The sequence below is a fragment of the Caballeronia calidae genome (genome assembly GCF_900044055.2).
GTDB lineage: Bacteria > Pseudomonadota > Gammaproteobacteria > Burkholderiales > Burkholderiaceae > Caballeronia > Caballeronia calidae.
The window spans coordinates 13,885-40,205 of record NZ_FCOX02000063.1; the positions used below are offsets into that span (position 1 = coordinate 13,885).

General features: G+C 57.4%; 27 protein-coding genes. 15 read left to right on the forward strand and 12 right to left on the reverse strand.

Annotated elements, in window-relative coordinates:
- Nucleotides 1-323 precede the first annotated feature (323 nt).
- The 4 genes from AWB78_RS34075 to AWB78_RS34085 all read left to right on the forward strand — a co-directional run bounded on the left by AWB78_RS34075 (nt 324) and on the right by AWB78_RS34085 (nt 4,117).
- Complete coding sequence (locus AWB78_RS34075; protein ID WP_157697703.1) at nt 324-593, forward strand: hypothetical protein; 270 nt, start codon at nt 324-326, stop codon at nt 591-593.
- Entirely contained in the window at nt 590-1,192 is a 603-nt protein-coding gene (locus AWB78_RS34080; protein WP_232477989.1) for a DUF3331 domain-containing protein, read from the forward strand. The genes AWB78_RS34075 and AWB78_RS34080 overlap by 4 nt, the downstream gene beginning before the upstream one ends.
- Nucleotides 1,193-1,710: 518 nt before the next feature.
- Nucleotides 1,711-1,836, forward strand: coding sequence for a hypothetical protein (locus AWB78_RS49420; RefSeq protein ID WP_269768961.1), 126 nt, complete (start codon nt 1,711-1,713; stop codon nt 1,834-1,836).
- 13 nt (nt 1,837-1,849) lie between these two features.
- Nucleotides 1,850-4,117, forward strand: coding sequence for an NADP-dependent malic enzyme (locus tag AWB78_RS34085; RefSeq protein ID WP_062611032.1), 2,268 nt, complete (start codon nt 1,850-1,852; stop codon nt 4,115-4,117).
- A 109-nt stretch (nt 4,118-4,226) separates the two neighbouring features.
- Here the strand turns inward: AWB78_RS34085 and AWB78_RS34090 are convergent, their stop codons facing one another.
- Nucleotides 4,227-5,477 (reverse strand): MFS transporter, encoded by a 1,251-nt coding sequence (locus AWB78_RS34090; RefSeq protein WP_062611033.1) that lies wholly within the window; start codon nt 5,475-5,477, stop codon nt 4,227-4,229.
- Between the two features lie 468 nt (nt 5,478-5,945).
- Between AWB78_RS34090 and AWB78_RS34095 the strand changes: the two genes are divergently transcribed.
- Complete coding sequence (locus tag AWB78_RS34095) at nt 5,946-6,821, forward strand: alpha/beta fold hydrolase (protein ID WP_062611034.1); 876 nt, start codon at nt 5,946-5,948, stop codon at nt 6,819-6,821.
- 126 nt (nt 6,822-6,947) lie between these two features.
- On the opposite strand, the gene AWB78_RS34100 is transcribed toward AWB78_RS34095, so the two are convergent.
- The 7 genes from AWB78_RS34100 to pqqA all read right to left on the reverse strand — a co-directional run bounded on the left by AWB78_RS34100 (nt 6,948) and on the right by pqqA (nt 13,605).
- Nucleotides 6,948-8,042 carry a porin gene (locus AWB78_RS34100; RefSeq protein ID WP_332460129.1) on the reverse strand — a complete coding sequence of 365 codons (1,095 nt, stop codon included), beginning with the start codon at nt 8,040-8,042 and terminating at the stop codon, nt 6,948-6,950.
- A gap of 296 nt (nt 8,043-8,338) precedes the next feature.
- Entirely contained in the window at nt 8,339-10,015 is a 1,677-nt protein-coding gene (locus AWB78_RS34105) for a cation acetate symporter (protein ID WP_082883525.1), read from the reverse strand.
- Nucleotides 10,012-10,227, reverse strand: a complete 216-nt coding sequence (locus AWB78_RS49890) for a DUF485 domain-containing protein (protein ID WP_232477990.1) — start codon at nt 10,225-10,227, stop codon at nt 10,012-10,014. Before AWB78_RS49890 ends, AWB78_RS34105 begins: the two co-directional genes overlap by 4 nt.
- Nucleotides 10,228-10,442: 215 nt before the next feature.
- Nucleotides 10,443-11,669, reverse strand: coding sequence for an FAD binding domain-containing protein (locus AWB78_RS34115; RefSeq protein WP_062611036.1), 1,227 nt, complete (start codon nt 11,667-11,669; stop codon nt 10,443-10,445).
- A 16-nt stretch (nt 11,670-11,685) separates the two neighbouring features.
- Nucleotides 11,686-12,153 (reverse strand): VOC family protein, encoded by a 468-nt coding sequence (locus AWB78_RS34120; protein WP_062611027.1) that lies wholly within the window; start codon nt 12,151-12,153, stop codon nt 11,686-11,688.
- 128 nt (nt 12,154-12,281) lie between these two features.
- Nucleotides 12,282-13,388: an alkene reductase gene (locus tag AWB78_RS34125; protein WP_062611037.1), complete on the reverse strand. Its 1,107-nt coding sequence runs from the start codon at nt 13,386-13,388 to the stop codon at nt 12,282-12,284.
- A gap of 142 nt (nt 13,389-13,530) precedes the next feature.
- Entirely contained in the window at nt 13,531-13,605 is a 75-nt protein-coding gene (gene pqqA / locus AWB78_RS44160; protein ID WP_074173598.1) for a pyrroloquinoline quinone precursor peptide PqqA, read from the reverse strand.
- A 554-nt stretch (nt 13,606-14,159) separates the two neighbouring features.
- Between pqqA and AWB78_RS34130 the strand changes: the two genes are divergently transcribed.
- The 7 genes from AWB78_RS34130 (at nt 14,160) to AWB78_RS46955 (ending at nt 20,091) form a co-directional block, all read left to right on the forward strand.
- Complete coding sequence (locus AWB78_RS34130; protein WP_157697704.1) at nt 14,160-15,782, forward strand: pyrroloquinoline quinone-dependent dehydrogenase; 1,623 nt, start codon at nt 14,160-14,162, stop codon at nt 15,780-15,782.
- A gap of 111 nt (nt 15,783-15,893) precedes the next feature.
- Nucleotides 15,894-16,817, forward strand: a complete 924-nt coding sequence (gene pqqB, locus AWB78_RS34135) for a pyrroloquinoline quinone biosynthesis protein PqqB (RefSeq protein ID WP_062611039.1) — start codon at nt 15,894-15,896, stop codon at nt 16,815-16,817.
- A gap of 52 nt (nt 16,818-16,869) precedes the next feature.
- Entirely contained in the window at nt 16,870-17,610 is a 741-nt protein-coding gene (gene pqqC, locus AWB78_RS34140) for a pyrroloquinoline-quinone synthase PqqC (RefSeq protein ID WP_062611049.1), read from the forward strand.
- Nucleotides 17,607-17,906, forward strand: a complete 300-nt coding sequence (gene pqqD, locus AWB78_RS34145) for a pyrroloquinoline quinone biosynthesis peptide chaperone PqqD (RefSeq protein WP_062611040.1) — start codon at nt 17,607-17,609, stop codon at nt 17,904-17,906. The genes pqqC and pqqD overlap by 4 nt, the downstream gene beginning before the upstream one ends.
- Nucleotides 17,907-17,911: 5 nt before the next feature.
- On the forward strand, nt 17,912-19,147 hold the full coding sequence (gene pqqE / locus AWB78_RS34150; RefSeq protein ID WP_062611041.1) for a pyrroloquinoline quinone biosynthesis protein PqqE: 1,236 nt from the start codon (nt 17,912-17,914) through the stop codon (nt 19,145-19,147).
- On the forward strand, nt 19,144-19,806 hold the full coding sequence (locus AWB78_RS34155; protein ID WP_062611042.1) for a response regulator: 663 nt from the start codon (nt 19,144-19,146) through the stop codon (nt 19,804-19,806). The genes pqqE and AWB78_RS34155 overlap by 4 nt, the downstream gene beginning before the upstream one ends.
- A 72-nt stretch (nt 19,807-19,878) precedes the next feature.
- Nucleotides 19,879-20,091, forward strand: a complete 213-nt coding sequence (locus tag AWB78_RS46955) for a hypothetical protein (protein ID WP_157697705.1) — start codon at nt 19,879-19,881, stop codon at nt 20,089-20,091.
- 242 nt (nt 20,092-20,333) lie between these two features.
- On the opposite strand, the gene AWB78_RS34160 is transcribed toward AWB78_RS46955, so the two are convergent.
- Complete coding sequence (locus AWB78_RS34160; protein ID WP_082883526.1) at nt 20,334-20,990, reverse strand: TetR/AcrR family transcriptional regulator; 657 nt, start codon at nt 20,988-20,990, stop codon at nt 20,334-20,336.
- Nucleotides 20,991-20,992: 2 nt separating this feature from the next.
- Nucleotides 20,993-21,898: a LysR family transcriptional regulator gene (locus tag AWB78_RS34165; protein WP_062611043.1), complete on the reverse strand. Its 906-nt coding sequence runs from the start codon at nt 21,896-21,898 to the stop codon at nt 20,993-20,995.
- A gap of 155 nt (nt 21,899-22,053) precedes the next feature.
- Here AWB78_RS34165 and AWB78_RS34170 point away from each other — a divergent pair, with 155 nt between their 5' ends.
- Complete coding sequence (locus AWB78_RS34170) at nt 22,054-22,437, forward strand: cupin domain-containing protein (RefSeq protein WP_062611044.1); 384 nt, start codon at nt 22,054-22,056, stop codon at nt 22,435-22,437.
- A 569-nt stretch (nt 22,438-23,006) separates the two neighbouring features.
- Here AWB78_RS34170 and AWB78_RS34175 read toward each other — a convergent pair.
- The gene (locus AWB78_RS34175) at nt 23,007-24,224 is read right to left on the reverse strand and encodes an FAD binding domain-containing protein (RefSeq protein ID WP_082883527.1); all 1,218 of its coding nucleotides are present in this window, start codon (nt 24,222-24,224) and stop codon (nt 23,007-23,009) included.
- A 266-nt stretch (nt 24,225-24,490) separates the two neighbouring features.
- On the opposite strand from AWB78_RS34175, the gene AWB78_RS34180 reads away from it, so the two are divergent.
- Nucleotides 24,491-25,204: a DsbA family oxidoreductase gene (locus AWB78_RS34180; protein WP_063959060.1), complete on the forward strand. Its 714-nt coding sequence runs from the start codon at nt 24,491-24,493 to the stop codon at nt 25,202-25,204.
- 32 nt (nt 25,205-25,236) lie between these two features.
- A complete protein-coding gene (locus AWB78_RS34185) occupies nt 25,237-25,893 on the forward strand; it encodes a DsbA family protein (RefSeq protein WP_062611045.1) in 657 nt (218 codons plus the stop codon).
- A 133-nt stretch (nt 25,894-26,026) separates the two neighbouring features.
- Here AWB78_RS34185 and AWB78_RS34190 read toward each other — a convergent pair whose 3' ends face one another.
- Nucleotides 26,027-26,242 carry a hypothetical protein gene (locus AWB78_RS34190; protein WP_062611046.1) on the reverse strand — a complete coding sequence of 72 codons (216 nt, stop codon included), beginning with the start codon at nt 26,240-26,242 and terminating at the stop codon, nt 26,027-26,029.
- Nucleotides 26,243-26,321 lie beyond the last annotated feature (79 nt).

Genomic DNA, 26,321 nt, shown 5'->3' on the forward strand with positions numbered 1-26,321 from the left:
GAAGGGAGTGTGCCGGGTCCGCTCGCGGTTGGTGACGTGCGCTCCAAGTCTGCGAACGCGTGGCGTCCGCAATCGGCGACCGTGGAGGCGGTTGGTCAGATTCACGCAGCTTTGAGCCGGTTCGGCGAAGCGGATTCCTCCCGGCGCGCTCTGACCGCTTAAGAACCTTTAAGAACATTCAGCTTGGCGACTCCTTTGCTATGCCTACGATGCCAGCACCCGTTGTCTGTCCCTGATTGACGGCTGCTTCGGTCATGTGCTGCACCACACGCATGCGGCAGCGCCGCTCGTGGGTGGTCAAAAGTTCGGGATTCTATTGCCTCATGCTGGATCGCTTCGAAGTCACCGCGTTGCTGGACGGCCCACCTTCTTTTCCGATCGATTCGGTAGTGCGGGTCGTATCGAAAGACGAGAAAGCTCGCGATCTGCAGAGCGATTTTCTGCGCGCGCCAATGCAGGTTCCGCATGCGTCGGTCGAGTACGAAACCGATGCCGGACTTGCGCGCCGGGTGCGTATGGAAATGCTCGATGCGGCGCTTAACGTCGAGCATATCGCGGCGCGCATATCGCGTTTCCCCAACTCTGTTACGTGAGCAAACAAGATCCGCGTTATGAACCGCTGCCGGCGAACTACGACGCCCCGCCGCGCACCGAAGGGATCCGTGGCCCATCGCGCGACCCTGTCCATCTTCCATCGAGAAACATGATGCGCCACGATCCAGAAACACGACATCGCGATGTTCCTCCAGCCAAGACGCGCTCGCGGCTTCCGAAGTCCGAGGTCAGCGATGTGGACGGAGATGGGACGACAAGTTTCGTCGCCTGGGAACATATGGTCGGCGTGCTGCAGGGCGTTCACGACGCGCGTCTTGTTTCCGGGCGGAAGCACGCAGCGATGCAGCCCTTCGTACGCGATCGCTCGCCGCAGTCGTCCAACGCGCATATCCAGGTCCTCGAACGCCTGACGGACCGATCGGTGATCATTCTCTGGGAGGACTCCACGCGTTGCCGCTATGTCGACCAGGTGTGGACCTGTTGCCGCGCTCGAAGGACGGGCCAATGCGCGATGACGGGCGCTGTGATCTCGCGAGACGATATCGTGTACAAGCCGCGCTCGAAGCGCGGCTTTCCCGGAAATGGGGGGGCGATGATCCTTGCGTCTGTGATCGCTGGTATGTCACTTACGGGCTGACACTTCTACTTTTCGTTTCGCCGAGATTGCTCCGGTACCTCGACTCCCAGGCTGATGGCATAGACTCCGCCCTCGCTCCGTGCGGGGGCGGAGCCACTGCGTCAGCGCACTGTCAGGCTGGCGTAGCTTTCATGGATCGGCTCCCTCAAGTCGAGTCAAAATCGGTTGCTATTTTTTGTCGTTCTAATTTATCATTAGATCACTTCGTGAAATGAAGTTTTCCAGCGCATTCCGCTACCCATGCATTGTTGCCCGCGTCGCGCAGGTTGTTAGAGGCGACGTCGACACTCCGATCACCAGACCGATCCCGGATCGCTCATGCCGCTCCCCACAATGAACAACCGTCGCGGTGCATCCGTGCCGTAGGTCGTTCAAGGGTGCGCGACACCTGGAACACGCCCCGGCTCTCATATCTGACGTTCAGGCCTCAGACAGTTCTTAATGAAACGTGCTGGCTGCCAATTAATGGTGATATTCGCGCCGGTCAAGAGTCGTGCCCACACGAGATATAACTGAACGTGGCCTTCGTCACCCACGTCTTGTTGTCGATGCGTCCCGCCATCGCGTGCAGCGACGCGGACGGGATCCGCGCGAACAAGACGGTGATGTCGACAAGCGGGATAGCCAAAGAATTTGATCAATGAAGAGAAGGTTCACATGGACGAACAACTGAAGCAGAGCGCCCTCGCGTATCACCAGAATCCCCGTCCCGGCAAGATCTCGGTCACGCCGACGAAACCCTTGTCCAACCAGTTCGACCTCTCGCTCGCGTATTCGCCGGGCGTCGCGGCCGCGTGCATGGCGATCTACGACGAACCGCTCGACGCGCAGAAGTACACCTCGCGCGCGAATCTGGTCGGCGTCGTGACGAACGGTACGGCCGTGCTGGGTCTCGGCAACATCGGTCCGCTCGCCGCGAAGCCGGTGATGGAAGGCAAAGGCTGTCTGTTCAAGAAGTTCGCGGGCATCGACGTGTTCGACATCGAGTTGGCCGAAACCGATCCGGACAAGCTCGTCGACGCGATCGCGATGCTCGAACCCACTCTGGGCGGCATCAACCTCGAAGACATCAAGGCGCCGGAATGCTTCTATATCGAGAAGAAGCTGCGTGAGCGCATGAAGATTCCCGTCTTCCATGACGATCAGCACGGTACGGCGATCATCGCGTCGGCGGCGATTCTCAACGGCCTGAAAGTGGTCGGCAAGAAGCTGGAAGAAGTGAAGCTCGTGTGCTCGGGCGCGGGCGCGGCGGCGATCGCGTGTCTGGATCTGCTGGTGCACCTCGGGCTGAAGAAGTCGAACACGCTTGTGATCGACTCGAAGGGCGTGATCTACGAAGGCCGCGGCAACCTGGATGCTTCGAAGGAACGCTATCAGGCGACGACCGATGCGCGCACGCTCGGCGATGCGATGCACGGCTGCGACGTGTTCCTCGGCTGCTCGAGCGCCGGCGTGCTGAAGCCGGAAATGGTCACGACCATGGCCGACAAGCCGCTGATTCTGGCGCTAGCGAATCCGGAGCCGGAAATCCGCCCGGAGGAAGCGAAGAAGGTGCGGCCGGACTGCATCGTCGCGACAGGCCGTTCGGACTATCCGAACCAGGTCAACAACGTGCTGTGCTTCCCGTTCATCTTCCGCGGCGCGCTGGATGTCGGCGCGACGACGATCACGGAAGAGATGAAGCTCGCGTGCGTGCGCGCGATCGCCGAGCTCGCGGAAGAAACCGATCAGGGCGACGAAGTCGCGAAGGCATATGAAGGGCACTCGCTCGAGTTCGGTCCAGAGTATCTGATTCCGAAGCCTTTCGATCCGCGTCTGATCATCAAGATCGCGCCGGCCGTCGCGCAAGCCGCGATGGATTCGGGCGTTGCGACCCGTCCGATCAAGGACATGAACGCGTACCGCGAGCAACTCGGCGCAACCGTCTACCGTACGGGTATGGTGATGCGCCCGGTGTTCGCGGCGGCGAGGGAGCAAGTGGCGCGAATCGTGTTCGCGGAAGGCGAGGACGAGCGCGTGCTGCGCGCCGCGCAATTCGTGCTGCTCGAAAAAATCGCGAAGCCGATACTGGTCGGCCGTCCGGCCGTGATCGAGACCCGTCTGAAGAAGATGGGCTCGAAGCTCAAGTGCGGCGAAGACTTCAAGATCGTGAATCCGGAAGACGATCCGCGTTATCACAAAAGCTGGCAGGCCTATCACGAAATCGGCGCACGCTCGGGTATGACGCCGGAAGTCGCGAAGGCCGCGATGCGCAAGTTCAATACGCTAATCGGCGCGATTCTCGTGCATCTCGGCGACGCGGACGGCATGATCTGCGGTCTGATCGATACGTATCACGAGCATCTGAAGTTCGTCGAGCAGGTGCTGGGCAAGGCGGCGCACGTTGATAATTTCGCCGCGATGAATCTGCTGATGCTGCCGGGCCGAAACCTCTTCATCAGCGACACGTACGTGAACGAAGTGCCGACGGCCGAACAGCTCGCGGACATGACGGTTCTCGCCGCGAGCGAGATCGAGAAGTTCGGCATCGTGCCGAAGGTCGCGCTGCTGTCGAACTCGAACTTCGGCAGCACTCCGTCGTTGTCGACCGGGCGTATGGCCCACGCCCGCAAGCTGATCGCCGAGCGCGCGCCGCATCTCGAAGTGGATGGGGAAATGCACGGCGACGCGGCGTTGTCGGAAGCGGTGCGCAAGGCCGCGTTCCCGGGCACGACGCTCAAGGGTGAAGCGAACTTGCTGATCATGCCGAATCTGGACGCGGCGAACATCACATACAACCTGCTGAAAATGACCGGCGGCGAAGGCGTGACGGTCGGTCCGTTCCTGCTCGGCGCGGCAAAGCCCGTGCACATCTTGACGCCGGCCGCGACCGTGCGGCGGATCATCAACATGACGGCGATTGCTTCAGCAAACGCGAAGGCATAACGCGTTCTTCGCACTGCCACCGCAGCAGCATGCCCGGTTGTCAACCCTTGTTTCGGATCGAGAACCGGGCTTTCTCATTTCAGAGAAGGCGGCTGCGCCAGAATACTGCTCATAGCGTTGCCCGATCGGATGCTTCTCTTTGCACATGGTGGCGCACGCCAGTGACGACGCGGTGTGCGGCGAGGGCGAGGATACCAGCGAGAAGCGCCATGAGAATAGAGAGCCCGATCAGCGATGCGTTCAGGCCGAGATGATTCGCTGCCAAGCCAAGGGCAAGCACTGGAACAATGCCGCCTAGGTACGCAATCGAGAAAAACGACGACAGCATGCCCGCCCGGTGCTCTGGCGTTGCCATCGCGTTGATTACAAGGAGCGCAGACATGAAGGCAAGACCTTGCCCGAATCCGCCAATCAGATCACTCGCAACGAACAGCAATCCGGACGAAAGGCTAACCGATGCCGCCAGCATCACGAGACTTCCGGTCACGATGAGGGATCCGGTGACGAGTCCCTTCTTTGCACTCATCCCCCGAAGGGTCAACTGTGCCGCAGCCGAACCAGCGAAGAGCAATGCAACGCCAATGCCACCAACGGCGGGGCCTCTCCACGGAAGGAAAGCGTTGAAAAATGAAGGCGCAAGCGATGCAAAGAGGCTGAACAGCGTATAACCGACGAACGTAATTACCGCCACTGTTGCGAACTGTCTGGTCTGTTGTGCGTCAGGCATGTGAAAGCGGAGACGAGGAATAAACCCGCCTGTGATTGTTCGGGCTCCCTGTGTGCGGTGGCGCAGCAGGGCCGCAAGAGCCAATAGCAGCGCGCCAGTCAGAACGCCGTACGGCAACTGGAGGGGAAACGCGAAAGCTTGTGCGATAGCGCCTCCAGCGAGCGGACCGACACCTAGGCCCACGATCGTCATTAACGCCCCAATCGATGACGCATGCGTCATCCTCTCTGGTGGAGACACAGCGACAAGGCCAGCCGTAGCAGAGGTAGACGCAATACCTGCCGCCAGACCAATTGCGAAACGCCCGATGGAAAGAATCGAAAGGCTTGGCGCGAGGCCCGAAATAACAAGGCCGACAAGCGCGAGCACAGTTGCCGTGCGCAACGCACGAATATAGCCAATGTGCTCGCTCAGATGCCCAAGGAACAGTAGTGCCAGCAGTGTTCCGACCATGTACGTCGTATAGGCAACCGTGATTCCGCCCGGACCGATGAGAAATTCCTTTTCATACAAAGGATACAACGGGCTCGCAAGCGTTGCCCCTGCCATGATTGAGCACAAGGTGTAGGCCATCGCGATAAATTGCGCGTTTGAGATGGGACTTCTGGCTGCTGAAATATGCTGAGTATCCATTGCTGCAAATCTCGATATCTAGTCGAGAAGCAGAATAGATCAGCAATCTTGGATTGAGAACGCTATCCGAGGGCAACGCTGCATTGCGCGGGAGTCAGAACGCTCGGCGCGGTGCTACATACACGCGCACTTCAGGGCTTCTTCGAAGATGGGTTGCGCAAAATGCAATTGTCTTTTGCCCACTGACAAACCGCCCCTGACCAACACCGGCAAACACAGGTGTTTCAAGGCTCTGAGCGGTAACGGCATGCTGTGACCTCGAAATCCTCCAATTTAATCAGGCTGCAAATTATCGATAGATCAATTAATCTGCGTTTGTCGGCTGTCGAACTGCTTGTTTCAACATGCGCTTACTTATCGGTGCCAGTGCGATCTGCAGAATTGGGCAAAGGTTTGACCGACACGTAGCCCCGGTGCGCCGGTTTGTTTGATCTCCTGCAACTTGCAAATATTCGAGGTACGTCGCCCATGAATACGCGTGCTGAACTTTCGACTTTCGCTGACCCGCAGTTGACGTTCGCCACTATTCCGTCGGGCATATCCATTCCATACGTCGATATTGGAAGCGGCGAGCCGCTGCTCTTCGTGCATGGATCGCTTTGCGACTATCGCTTTTGGGATCCCCAGATCAACGCGCTTTCCAGCGATTTTCGATGCATCGCGCCTAGTCTTAGCCATTATTGGCCAGCCGCCGATGCAGCCATTCAGAGCGACTTTACAATTGAGAACCACGTTGCTGAATTGGCTGATTTTATCGTCGAGCTAGGTCCTGCACCGGTGCATGTCATTGGACATTCACGAGGCGCGGCAGTGGCATTTATGCTTGCACACAACTGCCCGCACCTCGTAAAGACGCTGACCCTTGCAGATCCTGCGGGCCCATTGCAGCTTGACCAGACAGGCCAGGCGTCTCTCCCGGCTGCTGTGATTGCATTGCGTTCGAAGGTTGCCGACTTGATCGAAAGCGGGAACGTTCTGGATGGGCTGGAGATGTTTGTCGATTCAGTCAGCGTTCCCGGATCGTGGCGAAAGAGCCCAGAGCGATTCAGGAGAATGGCAATTGATAATGCGAAAACATTGCCGCTCCAATTCAGGGAGGAACTACCGGCTTATTCGTACGGCGCATCACTAGGCATCGTCAGCAGGACGTTGTTAATCGACGGACAGCACAGTCCGCATATGTACCGGAACAACGTTGCCAAACTCGCCGAGTGGATCGGCCTTGCAGAGCGCGAAACGATTTCCGGTGCTTCTCACGGAATGAATGTCGCAAAACCGGCTGCATTCAATCGAGCGATTCGATCGTTCATTCAGTCGCAGAACCTGGAGTTGTCGCTAGTTTGACGTCACACGAATTGTGATCCCGATGGTTTTCGTCGCGAAGACAAACGCCCCTGCTGGGAGGTAGCAGAGGCGTTGTTATCGGACTCTGAGTAGTTGTACTAATAACTGGAACGACTACTACTACTCTTAGAACTTGTGCGCTATCCCGATAGCATCGACGAACTGTTGCTTGGATGCAGAAGGTGTCATCCCGTTGATAGAAGCCACGGCTGGCTGACCGAACGAGTCTACACCTGCAGCGCGCTGATATGCGGCGACCATATACACATCCGTTCGCTTCGACAGGTAGTAGTGCACTCCGGCGTTGACCTGGTTGTAATGGGCCTTCATGGCATTGGGGCCGCTCATTGCGGTGTAGGAATATGATCCTGAGAGAGACAGCGCTTGTGCGGAACGCCAGGAAGTGGTCAGTTCGATTGTATTGAATACCGCGCTTCCTGTGTAGCCGAGGGTGTTCGGGCCCGAGTCAGAGCCTAATCCAATGAAACGAGTGTTCGTATAGACGGCCCCGAGACTCGCGCGACCAAGCGCATACGAAATACCGGCACCGAAGACTTCCTCGCGATTCGCAGAGGCATAGCCCGCGACGACGGGGTTCTTCTGGGGTGTCGTGGCGGAACCCAGGGAGCCAATATTGTTGGTTGTTACACCGCCCGCGTTTGGCTGAGCGCCCCACATTGAGATGTTTGGATCATACGCGCTCAGGTATCCAATGCCGATTCGCAACGGACCCTCATTATATCCGGCGCCTGCGGAGAACACCTGATTCGTCGCCATGCTCCCGGGAACCCCACCAAACCCGTACAAGACATTTGCCGAGAAGCCCTTCCAGGTGGGAGAGGCAAGCTTGACGGTGTTGTTCTGGCGGACGGTCAGACCCAGGTTATCGATATCGTCGGGATGAGCGGTGATAAATCCGCCCCATTGACTTACGGCCGTGAAGGGAGAAAGGTAATCTACGAACGATGAATACTGTCGGCCCGCCGTCACAGTACCAAGACTGACATTTGACAGACCGAGATACGCTTGACGACCGAAAAGTAGACCGCCTTGCCCTAACGCGCCATTTGCGACGTTGAAACCATTTTCCAGCGTAAATATCGCGCTCGTTCCGCCTCCGATGTCTTCGACTCCCCGCACACCGAACCGGCTCCCTATGTATGCGGATGTTGACGCGTCCTGTATTGAATATTGGCGCGCACCGTGGAGCACTCCGGCCACCTTGCCCGTTTGGGCATTGCTTACAAAAACAACGTCAGGATCGACTATGCCATAGAGCAGTTACACTGCTCTGCGCGAATGTTGAACACGACAGTCCAAGCAGAGCCACCGATGCGAGTACCTTCGTTCTTATCAAAATTGTTGTCGATTTCAGGCTGTGCGTAGTCATATTTTTAACGGCTGCGTTTTAATTATGTTGTTCTCGTGTTTTGCGAGACTGTTGCGCCCCGCGTGCGTTGTATTCGTCGGGTGGACAAGTGCCGCTTATGCAAGCTGGCACTCGTTCCACTTATTGATTAACTTTGGCTGCCGCTCTGGACCGGCACGGGCGCACCGGTTTCACACGTAACCAGCTGGTTGTCGAACAAGGCGCGTTCCCTGTTTGCCGTTGCCGAGCGGTCGGTGACTGAGAATACCCAGATGCCAGCGAATGCCGCGATCATTGAGAAGAGTGCTGGGTACTCGTACGGATAGATTGCGTGGCTATGACCAAGCACCTGAACCCACACGGTAGGGCTAAGAATCGTCAGGACAACGGCTGTCAGAAGTCCGGCCATTCCGCCCATCACCGCTCCGCGGGTCGTCAGTCCACGCCAGTAAATCGACAGCAAGAGAACCGGAAACGTCGAACTGGCCGCAATCGAGAACACGAGACTGACAATAAAGGCGATGTACTGGTTTTCGAAGGCGATCGCGAGCAACGTCGCCAGCACGCCCAGCACCACCGTGGTCAGACGCGAAACGTTTAGTTCCTCCCGTTCCGTCGCGTGACCGCCCCGGAACGCGTTCGCGTAAAGGTCATGTGACACGGCTGACGCGCCCGCCAGGGTCAAGCCAGCTACCACCGCAAGAATCGTAGAAAACGTGACCGCGCAGATGAATCCGAGAAAAACGTTGCCGCCGACGGCATGCGCGAGATGAACGGCTACCATGTTGACGCCGCCGATCAGTGCGCCGCTGGGATCGTGATACGCCGGATCGGTTGCGACGAGCGCGATGGTGCCAAACCCGATAATCACGATCAACGCATATCCGAGACCCACGATGCCCGTTGCATGAAGAATGCTCTTACGAGCCTCCTTGACGTCTGCAACAGTAAAGAATCGCATGAGGATGTGCGGCAAACCAGCCGTGCCAAAGATGAGTGCCAGACCGAGCGACAAGGCTGAAATCGGATCATGAATCAGACCACCCGGGCGCATGATCGCGTCGTGATGGGCATGCGCCTGCACCGCGGCTGCAAACAGTGCGTCGGGGTTAAACGAGAAGTGGCGAAGCACCATGAACGCCATGAAAGCGCAACCCGACAGCAGCAAAATAGCCTTGATAATCTGAATCCATGTGGTGGCCAGCATGCCGCCAAAGAACACGTAGATAACCATCAGCACCCCGACGGTAACGACGGCAGGAAGATAATGGATACCGAACAGCAGTTGCACGAGCTTGCCAGCGCCAATCATCTGCGACACCAGGTAGAGCAGCACGATGACGAGCGAGCTGATCGCAGAGAAGGTTCGGACGGGGCGCTGTTGCAACCGGTACGACACTACATCCGCGAATGTGAAACGACCCAGATTGCGCAGCGGCTCAGCAATCAGCGCGAGGATGATGGGCCAACTTGCCAGAAAGCCGATCGAGTAGATGAGCCCGTCGTAACCGTTCGAAAACACCAGAGAAGAAATGCCCAGCAGGGATGCAGCGGACATGTAGTCGCCTGCGATGGCCCAGCCGTTTTGCGCACCGGTGATTTTGCCGCCAGCGGCATAGTGATCCGCCACGCTGTGATTGTGTCTGGCCGCCCAGCGTGTAATTACAAGAGTCGCGACGACGAACACCAGAAACATCGCGATGGCAATGGGATTGCGCGTCTGGTGCAGCGTTGCCGTAACGGGACCGCCCGTCACGACGGGGGCTGCCCAGGCGCCTGCAACAGGCAGCGCACCCAAGAGCGGGACAATTTTTCGGATGCTCATGCGTGCTCCTGACGACGGACGCGTTCGAGAAGGACGTCGTAGACCGTATTGGCCCGGTGGACGTAGATAGCGACGAGACCGAACGTAAATGCAAGCATCCCCAGGCCTACAGGGATTCCCCACGTGGTGGGGTGGCCAGCAACAATTTGAGTGCCCAGCACCCCGGGGGCGAAGGCTATCAGCAGGATGAAGGAAAAATACGCCACCAGCATGCTTGCCGCCAACGTCCACGAAAACCTCCGACGACGCTTGACGAGTTGATGGAATTGGACGTCGCCTAGCATAGGCGACACGGCCACTGGGCCCGGGCTGAGGCTTTCGGCACACGTTGCCACGTTTGTCATCGTATTTCCTCCTGACTGGGTAAAAGTCTTGCAACAATGGCGACCGACTCTCATGGCCGGTTCGCCCGTATCGGGGGTAACTACTAAAGGGTTGGGGCCACAGCCGTCTCGCGCATGACGGCGTCCGGCGTGCGATATTTCTCGGCCATTTCCCGTTCGAACGGGGTTTTCATCTGCGCCTGCATATAGGCGCCCAGGTGGCGCGCATGCTCGACGATGGCGCAGCCAAACTGCAGGCGATGACGCTCGTAGTCGGCCAGCGCCGCGTGAATGTCGTCAATCTCTGCAAGCGAGCGGGCCAGCTGCAGTGCATCACCGGCCGCCTTGGTCACCCCCATGCCGCAGTGGGGACGTGCCACAAATGCAGCGTCGCCGAGTAGCACGAGCCGGCCGAAGGTCAGCTGCGCCGCCTCGAGGTCGTAGATCGGCTGGAACAGTGGTTTCTGCGTTTTTTCAACCACTTCCGCGAACGGCGGCGCCAGCAGGGTACGCGCTGCTTCGCGCATGTCCGTCAGGACGTCCGGACGAATCAGATGCGGCGGAATGCCAGTGGGATAGTGGTTGCCGGAGGCATCGGTGAGCAGATCGCGCAACGTGCTCGCTTCGTCTGTCGGCCGGTACCACACAAAGTTGTAACGACGTTGGCCGGGTTCTGTACTGTTGCCGGGACCGGCCACGGGATAGCCGAGCATCTGTTCGCCGGACGGCAGGCAGAAGGCAAATTTGTCGAACAGGGCGCCCCACGCTTCCGGGGACAGGTCGCGCTCGTCGACGAGTCCTCGCCATGCGATGTAGCCCGCATACTGCAACTTCACGTCAGGCAGATACTTCTGTCGAATGCTTGAGCGGAACCCATCAGCAGCCACGACAAGATCGGCCCGCAGCTTTGAGTTGTCCGAGAGCGTGACTTCCGCATGGTCCGCAAAGCTTTCGACTGCGTCGACCACTGCGCCTGATCGATAGCAGTTATCGGGCAGTGCCGAACGAAGCACGTGATACATCTTGCTCCACGCAGTGAGGATCTGTGTGAGCGGGTGGGAGCCGGCCAGGCTGCCATCGGCGTTCAAGGTAATCCGGCTATGTACGGTGACGCCGATGTCGTCGTTCACGTCCACACCGGCCGCGATCAGCGCTTCCAGAAGTTCCGGGTGAGTCACGATGCCAGCGCCGCGTCCCGCGAGTTCCTCGGGAACGCGCTCCAGTACGGTCACGTCCCAGCCGCTGCGGAGCAAAAGATTGGCAGCGAAAAGGCCACCGAGCGAACCACCCACGATGACTGCCTTACGGCGATCCAAAAAGTTGCGTTGCATGTCGAAAATCTCCGGGTTAGGCGTCGGTGTGAGCGGGCGATGTACTCACGGATGATGGGACTTCATGAGCAGGGAAATTCATTTCGATCGTCACGCCCGACGGATCTTCGACGAATACCTGATGGAGGCCGAGACTTGGGACCGTTCTGTCCCGCCACTGCCAGCCCTCGCGGCGCAACGTTGCCCAGAAATCGGGGAGTCCCGTGGCGAGGAACGCGATGTGGTCGACGGTTCCGGTGCCGGTTTCCGGCAAGCCTTTGTCGCCGAGATAGTCGACGAGACCACTGGGATCGTTCGGGTCGATCCCGATGATGTGGACGACGCCGAACTCGGACTCGTCGCTGCCGTTGTACAGCCAGATCCCCGGGAAATTGAAGGGAGGACGGAATCCTTCACGAAAGCCGAGAACCTGCGTGTAGAACTGCCGCGACTTCTCGAGGTCGGTGGTGCGGATCGAGTAATGCGCGAGTTTCGTGACCGCCATGGCCATCTCCATGTTTATCGATCGATTAGTGATCGGTTGATAAATTATAGGGCGATCAATTCGAGAGTGACCACCGGATTCGTGTCGGTGTTTACCCGTCCCGCCTGTTGAAGGAATTGAACCCGCTGTCAGCTCAAGAGCTCTGACAAATTAGGGTAGTCCGTGTAGCCTTCATCGGTCCCGCCATACCAGCCGACGGGGCGAGGATCGTTATACGGTCCTCCGCGTTGAATGCGGGCCGGCAGGTCGGGATTGGCCAGAAACGTCCGTCCGAAGGCGATGACGTCGAGTCGCCCGCTGCGCACATGCTCGGCTGCCAGCGCCGGTGTGATGCCACCGTTGCCGATGAGCGGTCGCCGGAAATGCGGTTTGATCATCTCCAGCAAGTGCGGCATGTCCGGGGCGCCAGCCCAGGCGTTCGTGTCGGCGATGTGAATATAGGCCACACCCAGTTCGTCAAGCATTCTGGAGACGGCGCTGTATGTCTCCTCGGGATGAGGATCGCGCGTGTTGTTGTAAGCGGCTGTTGGCGAGAGCCGCACACCGACACGATGTGCGCCGACGGCGCTGATCACTGCCTCGGTCACGTGCCGTAGAAAACGCAGTCGCTTTTGCAGATTGCCGCCGTATTCATCGTGACGCCGATTGATGGTAGGGGACAGGAACTGGTGCGGCAGGTAGCCATTCGCAGCGTGAATTTCAACGCCATCCATGCCCGCAAGGACCGCGTTGGCGGCACCAACCCGATATTCCTCGATCGTCGCTTCGATCTCCGCCAGTGTCATTTCACGTGATGGCGTTGCGGCGAGCCGTGCATATCGACCGTTGGCCAGTTGCCCCCACACCTGAAGCGTGTCGAGGTCGTCGTTTACACCGGAGGGCGAGAGCGGAGCCTGCCCATCGAGGATCGCGTCGGAGCCGACACGTCCACAGTGCCACAACTGGAGGAAGATTCGGCCGCCGCTTGCGTGCACGCCGTCAGCGACCGACTTCCAGCCACGAACTTGGTCTTCACTATAAATACCAGGCGCCTGCTCAAAGGCGCAAGAATGCGGTGAAACATTGGTTGCCTCGGTGACCATCAGGCCCGCCGACGCACGCTGCGAGTAGTACTTCACACTGCTCGGTTGTGGCACGTCGCCCGCTTGCGCACGGCATCGTGTCAGTGGTGCAAGGGCAATCCGGTTGGGCAGCTTCAGCGAGCCCAGTTCCAGGGCATCGAACAGTTGTGGCATAAAGCCTCCTATTGACTATGTCCAATCCGGTGGTCAACCTGGCTCGCCGTAAGTCGTGACGTAGAGACTGTTGTACGCCAGTGGGCCATTGGCGCGACCACAGGCATCGGCGACGCAAGAGTGCGTCGCCGAACGCGCCCTGTTATCTCGTCGCGATGTACATCGTGATTTCGAAGCCGAAGCGCAGATCGGTGTACTGAGGTGTAGTCCATTCCATGGTTTATCTCCAGATGTCGAAGGGAAGTGCGATCGACATGCATCGCGAACGTGTCCGAGCAGGATCTGCCGCGATCAATAGTTATCGCTCGATCATTTTGTGCATGCTGTGACGTTGCGTCAAGTGATCGCATGATAAATTATGTTAGGTAGTTTTACTAATGCATCCCTCCACCCCCGAAACTTCTCGTTCGTCCCAGATCCGCCGGTTATCATAAGATAAATTATAAGTCTATGATTTTGTGGCAAAAATCAGGCCTGCTTGATCACCCGGAGTTCGCTCCGTCCGATCAAGTGTGTTCTCTGACGACACCCGCTAGGGGTAATTCCCGAGCCTGACCATCTTGGTTGATCGAACGGTGGCGATATAAACTTAAGTTGTCGTTCGATAAATAACGGCATGAAGCGATTCCCTGTACGGATCTCAGGGCAGGCGCTTGGCGCTGGTTTCTGTGTTGAGTTTTCTAGATACGTTGTCCTACGACACCACCCCTATACAAGCAGTTAGGAATCTTAATAGACGTGAAAGATCACGTCGACCGACGGAGGAGAAAGGTGAATCGACATCTGAAAGTTGCAGTCGCTTCAATCGCGATTGCTGGAACGGCCGCATCCGTCGTAGCAGCCGAGAACGACTGGCCAAGTTATAACCGTACCCTGAATTCAGATAGGTATTCTTCACTTGCACAAATCAACGCTGGGAATGTCAGCAATCTGAAGGTGCTGTGCACATACGATACAGGCGAGCATGGCAGCTTCCAGACGGGCATTCTGATGACAAACGGTGCGCTGATTGGAACGACTGAAAAAGACACGTTTTCAATCAATCCCTCCACGTGCAAGGAGAATTGGCGGGTACATGAAGACTACACGACGGTCAACCCGCTGAAGGTCAATCGTGGGGCGGCATATCTGGAGGGGCGAATCTTTCGTGGCACGCAGGATGGCCGTGTCATTGCTTATGATTTCAAGAGCGGAAAGCGCCTGTGGTCGACGACAATCGGCGATGCGACGAAGTTGAATGAAAGCGTTCCCGCTGCACCTATCGCATGGAATGGCATGGTGTTTGTCGGACAGGCTGGAGGCGATAACAAGGGCGTCAAGGGTCGTATGTATGCGCTCGAGGCCACGACTGGCAAGATCCTATGGGAAACGTATCTTGTGCCGAAGGGGCCACAAGACGTTTCGCGCGGCCCATCCGCACCGCCGCTCGCGCTGGTCGCTGCAAGTTGGAAGAATGCGCCTGATGTCCCGATCAGCGGCGGTGCAACGTGGACGACCTATTCACTGGACACCGAGTCAGGAACACTCTATATCCCCGTCGGGAATCCAGCCCCGGATTTCGTCAATGGTTTGCGCGAAGGTGACAATCTCTTCACCGGCTCGATGCTTGCGCTCGATGCAAAAACAGGTGCCTATCGTAACCACTGGTCTCTGGTTAAGAACGACTGGCATGATTGGGACGTCGACACAGCGCCTTCGATCGTTAAGGTGAAGTCTGGGAAGAAGATGCTGTTTATGGCGCCGAAAAACGGCTACCTCTACGGTGTTGACCTGTCGTCGAACAACATCGCGTACAAGGTACCCGTGACGCGCATCGAAAACGCGGACGCGCAATTCACACCTGGAAAGAAGGTACGTGTCTGCCCGGGAGCCATTGGAGGTGCTGAATGGAACGGAGCCGCTTACGATCCCAAGAATAATCTGGTCCTTACAGGCGAAGTGGAATGGTGTGCCGCCGTCGTGGCTCAGACTGACACGGAAGTCAAAGCAGTAAAAGCAGGCGACATTTGGCCCGGGATGCAAACAAACAATCCGCTCAATGCTTGGGGAGAGCATGACCCCGCGAGTCAGTGGGCTGGCTGGTTGTACGCGAGCAATGCCGAAACCGGTAAGTGGAAATGGCGACTCAAGACCAATTTCCCGATTCTTGGCGGTGTGACGCCGACCGCTGGCGGAATCGTCTTTTTTGGTGATATTGGAGGCAATTTCTACGCCGTCGATTCTGCAACTGGGAAACAGTTGTGGAAGAAAGAGCTGGATGGCGCGGCGATCGGCGGTGGTGTCATCACCTATGAGGATGCCGGGAGCCAGAAGGTGGCAGTGGCAGCAGGGATGACGTCGCCGCTTTGGCCGGTAAAAATCTCAACTGAAAAGGTCGTGATCTTCGGGCTGTAGCCTGCGAGAGCGTTGCACATGTCTGCATCATTTCATTGATTGCATCTCGTGGTTTCGCGGCTTGGCAAGCAGAAAAGCCGCGAACCACCCGGATATCGTTGGCTACACCCCATGAAGATCAAGGTACTGGGCTCGTCGGCAGGCGGCGGATTCCCACAATGGAACTGCAACTGCCGCAACTGTGACGGTGTACGGCGTGGCACGCTGGAGGCAACGCCGCGCACGCAATCCTCGATCATTGTTAGTGGTAACGGCGAAGAGTGGTTGCTCGTCAACGCGTCGCCAGACATCCTGGCGCAGATAGCGGCCCATCCGGAACTGCAACCCGCACGTCGCCAACGTGATAGTGGCATCGCCGCCGTGCTGGTCATCGACGCGCAGATCGATCACACCACGGGTCTTCTGATGTTGCGGGAGCGCGATACGCCGTTGCCGCTCTATGCGACAGATGTGGTCTGGCGGGAACTGACGGACAGCTTTCCGCTGACCTCGATCCTTTCACATTACTGCGCCTTGGAACGTCACACCATTCCGCTGTACGGCGGGTCGTTCGTGATCCCTGAGCTGCGGGGCGTGAGCATCGAGGCGTTGGCACTATCGAGCAAGGCGCCGCCTTATTCATCACATCGCAATTGCGGCAAGGTTGGTGACAACATCGGTCTTGTTTTCACAGAACTTGCCTCAGGCAAGCGTGCTTTCTACGCGCCGGGACTCGGCGAGATCGAGCCGCATGTGCTCGCGGCGATGCAACAGGCTGATTTAATTCTCGTCGATGGCACCTGCTGGAGCAACGACGAAATGATCCGGCTCGGACTGTCGAAAAAGTCCGCTGCGGACATGGGACATCTGGCGCAAACGGGGGCAGGCGGGATGATCGAAGTGCTCGATTCACTCGCCGACCGCAAAGATGCGCGAAAAGTGCTGATCCACATTAACAACACGAATCCGATCCTCGATGAGGACAGTCCGGAGCGCCGGCTGCTTATCGAACATGGAATCGAGGTTGCGTACGACGGAATGGCTTTCGAGCTTTGACTCTCAAGATCGAGGCTAAACATATGCGTTGCAGAGTGCAAGAGAGCTGATCGTGAACACACTCAACGAATCCCGTGACATTGCGCGTGATATCGCCCCATCGCTTACGGTCGCATGGACGCGAGAGAAATTCGAAGCGCAGCTTCGGGCCAAGGGCGCCGCGTATCACATTCATCATCCGTTCAACGTGAAGATGAACAGCGGGGGCTGCTCGCGCGAGCAGATCCGTGGGTGGGTTGCGAACCGCTTTTACTACCAGATCTCTATCCCGCTGAAAGACGCTGCGATCTTGTCGAATTGTCCATATCGAGAGGTGCGCCGCGGCTGGGTACGACGCATTCTTGACCACGATGGTTACGACAGGGACCAAGGCGGTATCGAAGCTTGGGCGCAACTGGGAGACGCCGTTGGACTTACCCGCGATGAGTTGTGGTCGCTTAGGCACGTCGCACCGGGCGTGCGCTTCGCTGTCGACGCCTATGTGAATTTCGCTCGCCGCGCACCCTGGCAGGAAGCGGTGTGTTCTTCGCTGACAGAGCTTTTTGCACCGCAGATTCATCGTGACCGTCTGTCGACCTGGCCGCAGCACTATCCCTGGATCGACCCGGCTGGGCTTGCATATTTCCGCTCACGCATCCCCCTTGCGCAGCGGGATGTAGACGAAGGACTGACGGTCACGCTGGATTACTTCACGACGCGCACGCAGCAGGAGCGTGCGCTTGAGATCCTGCAATTCAAGCTCGACATCCTCTGGACCATGCTGGACTCAATTGAAAAGGCCTTTCCGACATGAACGACAACGCACCGATGGACACGGAGGTCGCCTCCGTCGCGCAACCTTGGCGCCCTCGACTGATCGGACTCTTTCGCCTGCAATGGGAACCGGCACAGAGCGCGCACGTGCTCCTCTACCCTGAGGGAATGGTGAAGCTGAACACGAGTGCCGCACAGATCCTATTGCGATGCGACGGTACACGTGAAATGTCTTCGCTCATTGCCGATCTGGAGAAGACGTTTAACGCGACAGGTCTCACGTCGGACGTGGCAAATTTTGTCGACCACGCGAAGACGCGCGGCTGGCTGGAATAGACGGCATGACCAACCTGACCGTACATACGCAGCCCGCGCCGCCAGCGAGCAAGCCAGCCATCGAGCCGCCGTTGTGGCTGCTGGCGGAGCTGACATATCGCTGTCCGCTGCATTGCGTCTTCTGCTACAACCCTGTGAACTACGCCGATCACGCGCGGGAACTCAGTACTGAGCAATGGCTCGACGTGCTGCGCGAAGCACGCGCGCTCGGGGCGGCTCAGCTCGGTTTTTCCGGCGGCGAACCGCTCTTGCGTGACGATCTCGAAGTGCTTGTCCGCGAGGCGCGGCAATTGGGTTTTTACACGAACCTCATCACGTCGGGTATTGGGTTGACCGACGTACGTCTCGACGCATTGAAGGCTGCCGGACTTGATCATATCCAGCTATCGTTCCAGGACTCAACACAGCAGCTCAACGATTTTCTCAGCAGCACCCGCACGTTTGACCTGAAAAAGCGGGTCGCTGCGTCGATTAAGGGGCATGGCTTCCCCATGGTACTCAACTGTGTGCTGCATCGCTTCAACCTGCCGCACGTCGGGCGGATCATCGAGATGGCGCTTGATATGGGCGCGGAGTATCTGGAGCTTGCGAACACGCAGTACTACGGCTGGGCACGCGCGAACCGTGCGCAGCTGATGCCCACCGCAGAGCAACTGCGTGAGGCGGAAGCCGTCGTAGCACGATACAGGAAGGAAATTGGCGGGCGCTGCACGATCTATTTCGTCGTGCCGGACTACTTTGAGACACGGCCGAAGCGCTGCATGAATGGCTGGGGATCGGTGTTCCTTGGCATCGCCCCGGACGGCGCTGCGCTTCCCTGCCACACGGCGCGGTCGCTGCCGGGTTTGGAATTTCCGAACGTCACGGAGGTCTCGCTGCGAGAGATTTGGTACGAAAGCGATGCTTTCAACCGCTTTCGTGGGGTCGGCTGGATGAAGGAGCCATGCCGCAGTTGCGAAGAGAGAGATCGCGATCTCGGCGGATGTCGCTGCCAGGCTTTTCTTCTGACAGGCGATCCCGCCAATGCAGATCCCGTCTGCGACAAGTCTCAGGCGCACGAGCGTGTCATCCAGGTGGTCAAAGCGGCGGAGGCGCGAGCCGTTTCAAATGAGCGCCCGGTGCTGTTTCGCAATGACGCGAACTCGCGCAAGATCGCACGCGATCACTCACAAGTGCGCGCGGTCGGAACGGGAATCGCCATTGCGGACGCCGGTCCCGGCAGCCCGGGAGGCTGCGCATGAAAACAGCTGGTATTTCTGTGCTCCTGGTGGATGATCACGCCGTGGTTCGCGAAGGTTATCGACGTCTGCTCGACCTGACACCGGATCTTCGCATGGCAGGCGAGGCCGCCAATGCGCGCGATGCTTATCTGCTCTTCAGTGAGTTGCGACCTGATGTCGTCGTGATGGATCTGATGCTACGAGGCGCGAGCGGAATTGAAGCCATGCGGAGAATGCTCAACCGTGAACCACACGCGAATGTACTGATCTTCAGCGCGCACGAGGAAGCCATCTTCGTGCGTAGGACGCTTGATGCGGGGGCGCGCGGCTACGTCACCAAGGCGAGTGCGCCTGATGTGTTGGTGGATGCCGTAAGAGCAGTCGCTCGTTGCGCGCGCTACTTGAGCCCTGATATCTCAGACGCACTAACGTTGCGTGCGACCCTGACGGAAGGGCCAACGGGACGACAGCTATCGGCACGCGAGTTCGAAGTGCTTCAGCTTCTGGTGCAGGGCTACTCATTGGCCAGCATCGCCGAGCGGCTGGGACTCAGTCAGAAGACGATCGCCAATCACCAGTCCGTGATCCGCCACAAGTTTGGCGCGAACAACGGTGTGCAACTGGCACAGCTGGCGCGTCGCCTCGGCTTTTACGTAGGGGGTTTAGCCAGCGCCGCGTGAGTGGACAGGCAATCGCAGGGCATTCACCCCGTTGCCCAGCACGGTTTTTTTTACGCACGATAGGAGCTTCAAATGAGCACTGGACAGGTTAGCGCCAAGAGTACAAAGCGCACTTGCATTAAAGGTACCGTAGCCGCGCTAATTGCGTGCGTCGTTGCTGCTGCTTGCTTCGTTGCTGTCGATACCAACGAGGCGATCAGCGACGCAGGCCTTGTTTTGAACTATTTCCTAAGTATGTTCGCGCCAGCAGGAACAACAGCTACCGAAACCAACCCGGACAACTAGAACGGCCATGCGATGACACGGATGCCCACAAGATTTGGTCCTATCCGGTCCCGGCGCGGACTGACCTATCCTGGGCGTCCACTGTTTTCATAAAGGTTTCAATTTGGTACGATCGCGCTTGATAAGATTGCGAGTCAGAACGGCAGGTGAGAGACCGTTCTCAGTCGTGTAGCGGGTCATACGATGGTGATTTTTAAGTGTCGTCGAATCGACGACCTGTCGTGGGAAGTGGGAGGTTTGGCCTACGTCTGCCCTTCGTAAAAATTGCGCATTGCGCTAGGGGCACCACGCAGAAACAAATCGACCTTCTGCCGGACGACGGCCTCCAGATTCTCCGGTACACTTGCGCCATACACCCATTTGCGCATGCCGATATAGAAGATCGTCGTATGTAGGCTCCAGATCATCTCGATCTGAGCATCGAGATCAGCTGGGTCGCATGGGTCATCGATTGCAAAATCTGCTCTGACCTCGGCTAGTACCGGCAAAAAGATTCGATCGCGTAGCTTGTTAAGGTATTTGTTGTTGATCCCTTCACGAGTCAGACCCGCAAAGATGAAGATGCGGATCCAATCTTCGCGCAGAATCACCGATGCATAGTCCGTGTAAAAAGCATACAAACGCTCGTTAAGCGGAACTGAGCGATCGGCGATCATCTGTTCCCATTCAATTCGCCATTGGAAGACCTCGTGGTACACCCGGTCGATGAGGGCCTCCTTGTTCTTGAAGTAGCGATACAGGAGTGGTTGTGTCACACCAATCTGCTTTGCCAGCTCGCGTGTGCTGGCAGAGAAGCCGTTGCGGGTGAAGTAGTCGATGGCACTGTTGACGATTTGCCGTTCCCGCTCTTCGGGCGGTAGTCGTCTCGCCGCGTTATAACAAATATCGAGTTTCGGCATGATCAGCTGGAAGGTCCTGTGAGCGATGAAACGAGATCGATGAAGGCGTTCACACGTTTGGATCCGCGCTGATTGGGCAGGTAAAGTGCCGAGATGACGGACCGGGCGTCGTTTGGTGTCACGTCATAGTTTTCAAACAGCTTCAGCAGCCTCCCGGATTGGATATCGGGTTCGATAAGCCAGTCAGGCAGAAGTGCGATGCCAGCTCCATCTCGTACGGCTTCCAGCAGGACTTCGGAATTGTTGCATCTCAACGGTCCTTTGACTGCTACCTTCGTTATGCCGTCGGGACCAGAGAATGTCCAGACCTGCTGATCGTTGCTGTACGAAAAGCGCAGGCAGTGATGATTCGTCAGGTCAGCGGGGAGAAGCGGCGTTCCGTGATCCCTCAGATAGTCATGGCCTGCGACAACGTATCGGCGGAAGGTGCCCAGCTGTCGGGCAACAATATCCGAGGTCGGAGGTGGCTCACCGAGCCGAATTGCGACATCGATTCTTTCGGATACAAGGTCGACCGTCTCGTCGCTCAGTCTCATTTCAAGATCGAGCTTGGGATATTGGGAAAGGAATGTCGTGATGTGTGGCGCGATTCGGCATGACCCGTAGGCGACTGGTACAGAAACGCGCAGTGGCCCTGAAGGCTCATCTCCGCGATCGGACACCAGAGAATCAGCATCAGCCAGGTCTTCGAGCAGTTTCTTCGCCCTGACGTAGTACAGGGCACCCGCGTCGGACAGTGTCACCTGGCGGGTAGTTCGGTTCAGAAGGGCTGTGCCTAACGATTCCTCAAGGGCGTCTACCGATCGAACTACCGAGGACGCTGCCAGATCAAGGCGTCTCGCCGCGCTAGAGAAACCGCCGGCCTCGGCTACCTCGACGAACGCCCGAATCGCAGAGAACTTGTCCATGGCTTTGTCTTTATTGCAATGAAGCGTTGCGTGATTCAAGCATTCTCGGGTTCCCAGGCATAGCCTATCGTAGGCATTATACGTCCTATAACTTATCACACGATCAACTACACCAGCCACAAGAAATTTGCAACAATTCTGCAGGAGATTACGAAATGGATAAGCGTAAAGTGCAAACAGTCGATACCAACAAGATTCCGTGGGAAATGCTTGATGTTCCGGAACTGAACGCTAAGATCCCACAAAAGGTCTGCGTAGTGGACGACGACACCGGCATGGCAGTCGTGAAAGTCTGTTACAAGGCTGGTTTTACGAATGTCTCCCACTGGCACAATTGCGCGCATGGGATGTATGTGCTGGACGGGATCCTCGTCACTAGTGCAGGGTCATTCGGGCCTGGGAGCTTTGTCTGGTTTCCGGAGGGTACGACAATGACTCACGGCGCGCAGAGCGACAACGATGTGACATTTTTGTTCATCACGAACAAACCCTTCGATATGCACTACACGCACCTTGAAGGTGGTCCTCCGCAGGACTGAAGTAAGTTTTTAGCCAATCATACGAGGTCGGTGCCTTCGCACATGCCGAGGCACGAGGACTCGCAGGAATGGATCACCTCTGCGGATTCAGTTCGACTGGCATGTTCCACAGTTCGATTCTTCCGCGAATTTCACTGGGCGTTACAAAGCCAGTGTAGTGCGAGCCAGAGAGGTCTAGCCGGAGGCACCCGAGCAAGCGCAGCCACCGAGTGCAGTGAGCCGCGAATCGCGTCGCAACAGACCGCCGGATGTTGCACGTTCAATGCAACCCCGTCTCAATTCATGCCGCCCGAACGCATGATTACACTATCATATGATAAATCGGTACGGCTGAGCGAGGGCTTGCCACGATACCGTTCTGCGCGGCGGGAGAACGGCCCGTTCTCACGGCGACCCGCGCCAGCATGCGAAATGGGCGGGAACGGTGTGTCAAAAAGAAGGGATCATGGCGACAACCGCCGCACGCCTGCGATTCTGCTTTTCAGTTGATGTTGCTGATTGTGCCTTCCTCCGTTAGAAAGGCCAGGAGTCCGCGTCCCTTCGCGAACTCCTTCGTATGGCCTTGGTGGTCAAGCGATATTCATTATTCTATTTCCCATCCTTTGGCCCCACTCGGTAATCGCGAGTCCTTCGCTGACCTGCCCTTCTTGCCAGTCAGCGAGTGAGGCCGTCATGTCGCGTTGTCCACGAAGTGTATCGGCCAAAGTTATCGCATTCGTTGCAGCTTGAGCGGTGCTGCCCGCAGTGTGCGGACGGGGTATGAAGGCCGCGTCGCCCATCAGTACAACGCGGTCGAATACCATGCGGGGGACCTCCAGATCCTGGATTACTTGCACGAAGATGTCATCCGTGTTTTCGATCAACGCACGGAACTCGGGATTCGCGTGCGTTGCAGCCATGGTTCTAAACCATGTCTCCTGCGCGGGCGACAGTTCTCCGGGCGGAACTGAGTGGGTGCGTCGCTTGCCGGTCTTGTCGGTCAGAACAGCGTCAAGGTCATCGCCGGCCGCAGATTTCAGGTACCAGAGCCAGTTGTATCGACGACGCCCGATTTCAGTAGATCCGTCTTGACCCGGAACCATGTATTGCAACATCAGCGCTCCGCGATCCTGCTGAAATACGAAGTTCTCGTACAAATGCGGCACCATCGATGGAGACAAGCGACTTTCGTCAACCAGGCCTCGCCATACCGTATAGCCGGCGTAGCGGGGCGAGATTTTCGGCAACATCAGCTCGCGAACCGTGGAGTTGCCGCCGTCTGCCCCAATGAGCAAGTCCCCGTGAGCAGTGCTTCCATCGGCAAAGATGGCGGTGACGCCATGACTGTCCTGTTCGATTGCGACCAGTTTCGCGCCGCGGTGATATTGCTCATCGGGGAAATTTTGGCGCAGCACTCCATACAGCTTGTTCCATGACGTTTGCGTCTGGGGCATGTACTGGCGGCTCGACACTGTACCGTCGCGGTCGAGGTAAATTCGGTCGTTAGAGCGGACACCAAGATGCCCCGTGGCTGGAACACCCGAAAACCGGAAGGCCTGCAAAACGGCACCCTGCAGAACAATCCCTCCACCCCGACTATCCAGTGGCGACGGTGAGCGTTCGTAAACTTCAACGTCCCAACCAATGGCTCGCAGCGCGTTGGCGGCAAACAGGCCACCGAGGGAGCCGCCGATCACGATGGCCTTGGGTTGGCGGGAGGCCGGAAGCAGAATGTGCGGCACTGCGCCGGTGTCCGTAGCGAGTTGCGGCTCGCGAATTTCCTTGACTGAGGATTCGTTCGTTTCCATGGTTTGCTCCTCGATGGCAGCCGAGAGTTCTTTTCACGGCATAAAGATGCGATAACCCAAAGATTACGGGCGATACGTCAGTCGGGGAAGGAGTGCGCTTGCAACGGAGCATTGCATGCAACGCAGCGGCGCAGCGGCCAATTCCGATAAGTCAGCCCTGCGTCGGCGCCTTGCAGGTGACGCAATGGACAGTTGCGCGCCGTTGCTATTTGAAGAGCGCTTCCTTGCCCCTAACCTATGTTCATCGCAACCAGAAGGAGTAAATCATGGGACGACCTATCGTTAAGGTCACATCCGACTTCATCTGTCCGTGGTGCTGGATCGGTCACAGAAATCTGAAGTCTGCGCTCGCACAGATTGACGCTGAGCATAAGCCAGAAATCTCCTACGTGCCGTTTGAACTCAATCCCTCACTTCCGCTGCGCGGGGTCGACCGTAAGGAATATCGGACAAGGAAGTTCGGCAGCTGGAATCGCTCGGTGCTGATGGACGCTGACGTCACCGCCGCAGGAAAGGCAGTTGGGGCCGAATTTAACTATGAGAAGGTAACGGTTACACCGAACACACTTCTCGCACACCGACTCATGGTATTTGCGCAGCGCAAGGGAGACACGAAGAGAACTGAGGCGTTGTTTGAAGGGATTTTTACGGCCTATTTTTCGCGCGGTGAAAACATCGGGCTTGTCGACGTTCTGGTCGAGGTAGCAAACGGAGTCGGATTTGATGCTGGCGAAGTGAGCGATTTTCTTCTGAGTGACGACGGCAAGGCGGAAGTTGTAGCCAAAGAGATGGATGCCCAACGGGACGGTGTTCGCGGCGTGCCGTCATTCACAATCGGTGGGTCGCGGATACATGGCGCGCAGCCGACGAGTGTCCTGAAAGACGTGATTAGCACGGAGGCAAGCGACGTTGAGCTTGATAACGCAAGCGATACCGAAGCCAATGACTGTACGAATGGTTCGTGTCAGCTTATCGGATAGGCCGCTTCGAACGTGTTATACGGAGAATTGAGATGGAAAACCAAGTGAAGTTGCACTATGTCTATGATCCGTTTTGCGGATGGTGCTACGGACTCGCACCGTTGCTGACGGCGGCTGATGAGCTGGATGGCATCAAGGTGGTGCCTCACTCCGGTGGGATGCTCGCTGGAGAGCGGGCGCAAATGATGTCGAGCGATTGGCGAGAGTTCGTGCGTCCGCATGAACAACGGATTACAGCATTGAGTGGTCAAAAGTTCGGGGAGAGCTACACGGACAAGACTCAGTTTGACTACAGTGTTCTGCTCGATTCTGGCCCCCCGACTGCTGCCATGATTGCTGCAGAGGAAGTGGCGGGCGCCGGCCTGGCGATGCTGAAGCGGCTGCAGGTCGCATATTACGTTGACGGGCATCCGATTGCCACACGTAATGAGATTATCCGGAACGCTGAGGAACTCGGGCTTGATGTGATCAAATTTGGTGAAGCATTCGATCGGGCGAGTGCAAACCTTGATGGGCACTTCTCCGACACACAGGCGTTGCTGGAAAAGCTGGGTGGTCAAGGCTACCCTTTGCTGGCGATTGAGAAAGACGGTGTGCTTCGCAGGGTTCATCTTGGCCGTCTTTTCGGCAAACCAGAAGCGTTTAAGGAGTCGCTACGAAAAGAGCTTGTTGCGGATGACGTCAAATAGAACATTTGCGTCGGTGGTTTGCAATTCGTCAAGGGAGTCTTTCGTGGTTGCTGCGTAAGAGACCGGCATCGCCGGTCTCTTTCAAAATATCTACCTCTTCGTCGCGTCACAGACTTTCTTGAAACCAGCCTGCTCAACCGATGCTGAGCCAGCCGGGAACGTACTCCATCTGTGAGATTCGCCAGACGCCTTCCTCATCCTGAATCGTCTGAATGCGATAGTGCGCTCCGTAAAGCGGCTTGCCGTCGGGCGTCTGTGTCTGTCCGGGCATGATCCGGCCGAGTAGAAGCGTCGCGCTCTTCCCGTCAGGCTGGATTTCTACCTGCAAGGGTTCACCGTAGTGTTTCATCCGTAAGCGATCCACGAACGACGCCCCTCAGAGTATGTGGTGGAACGCGTGGGGCGTGGTAGAGGCAGGTCAGCGGAGG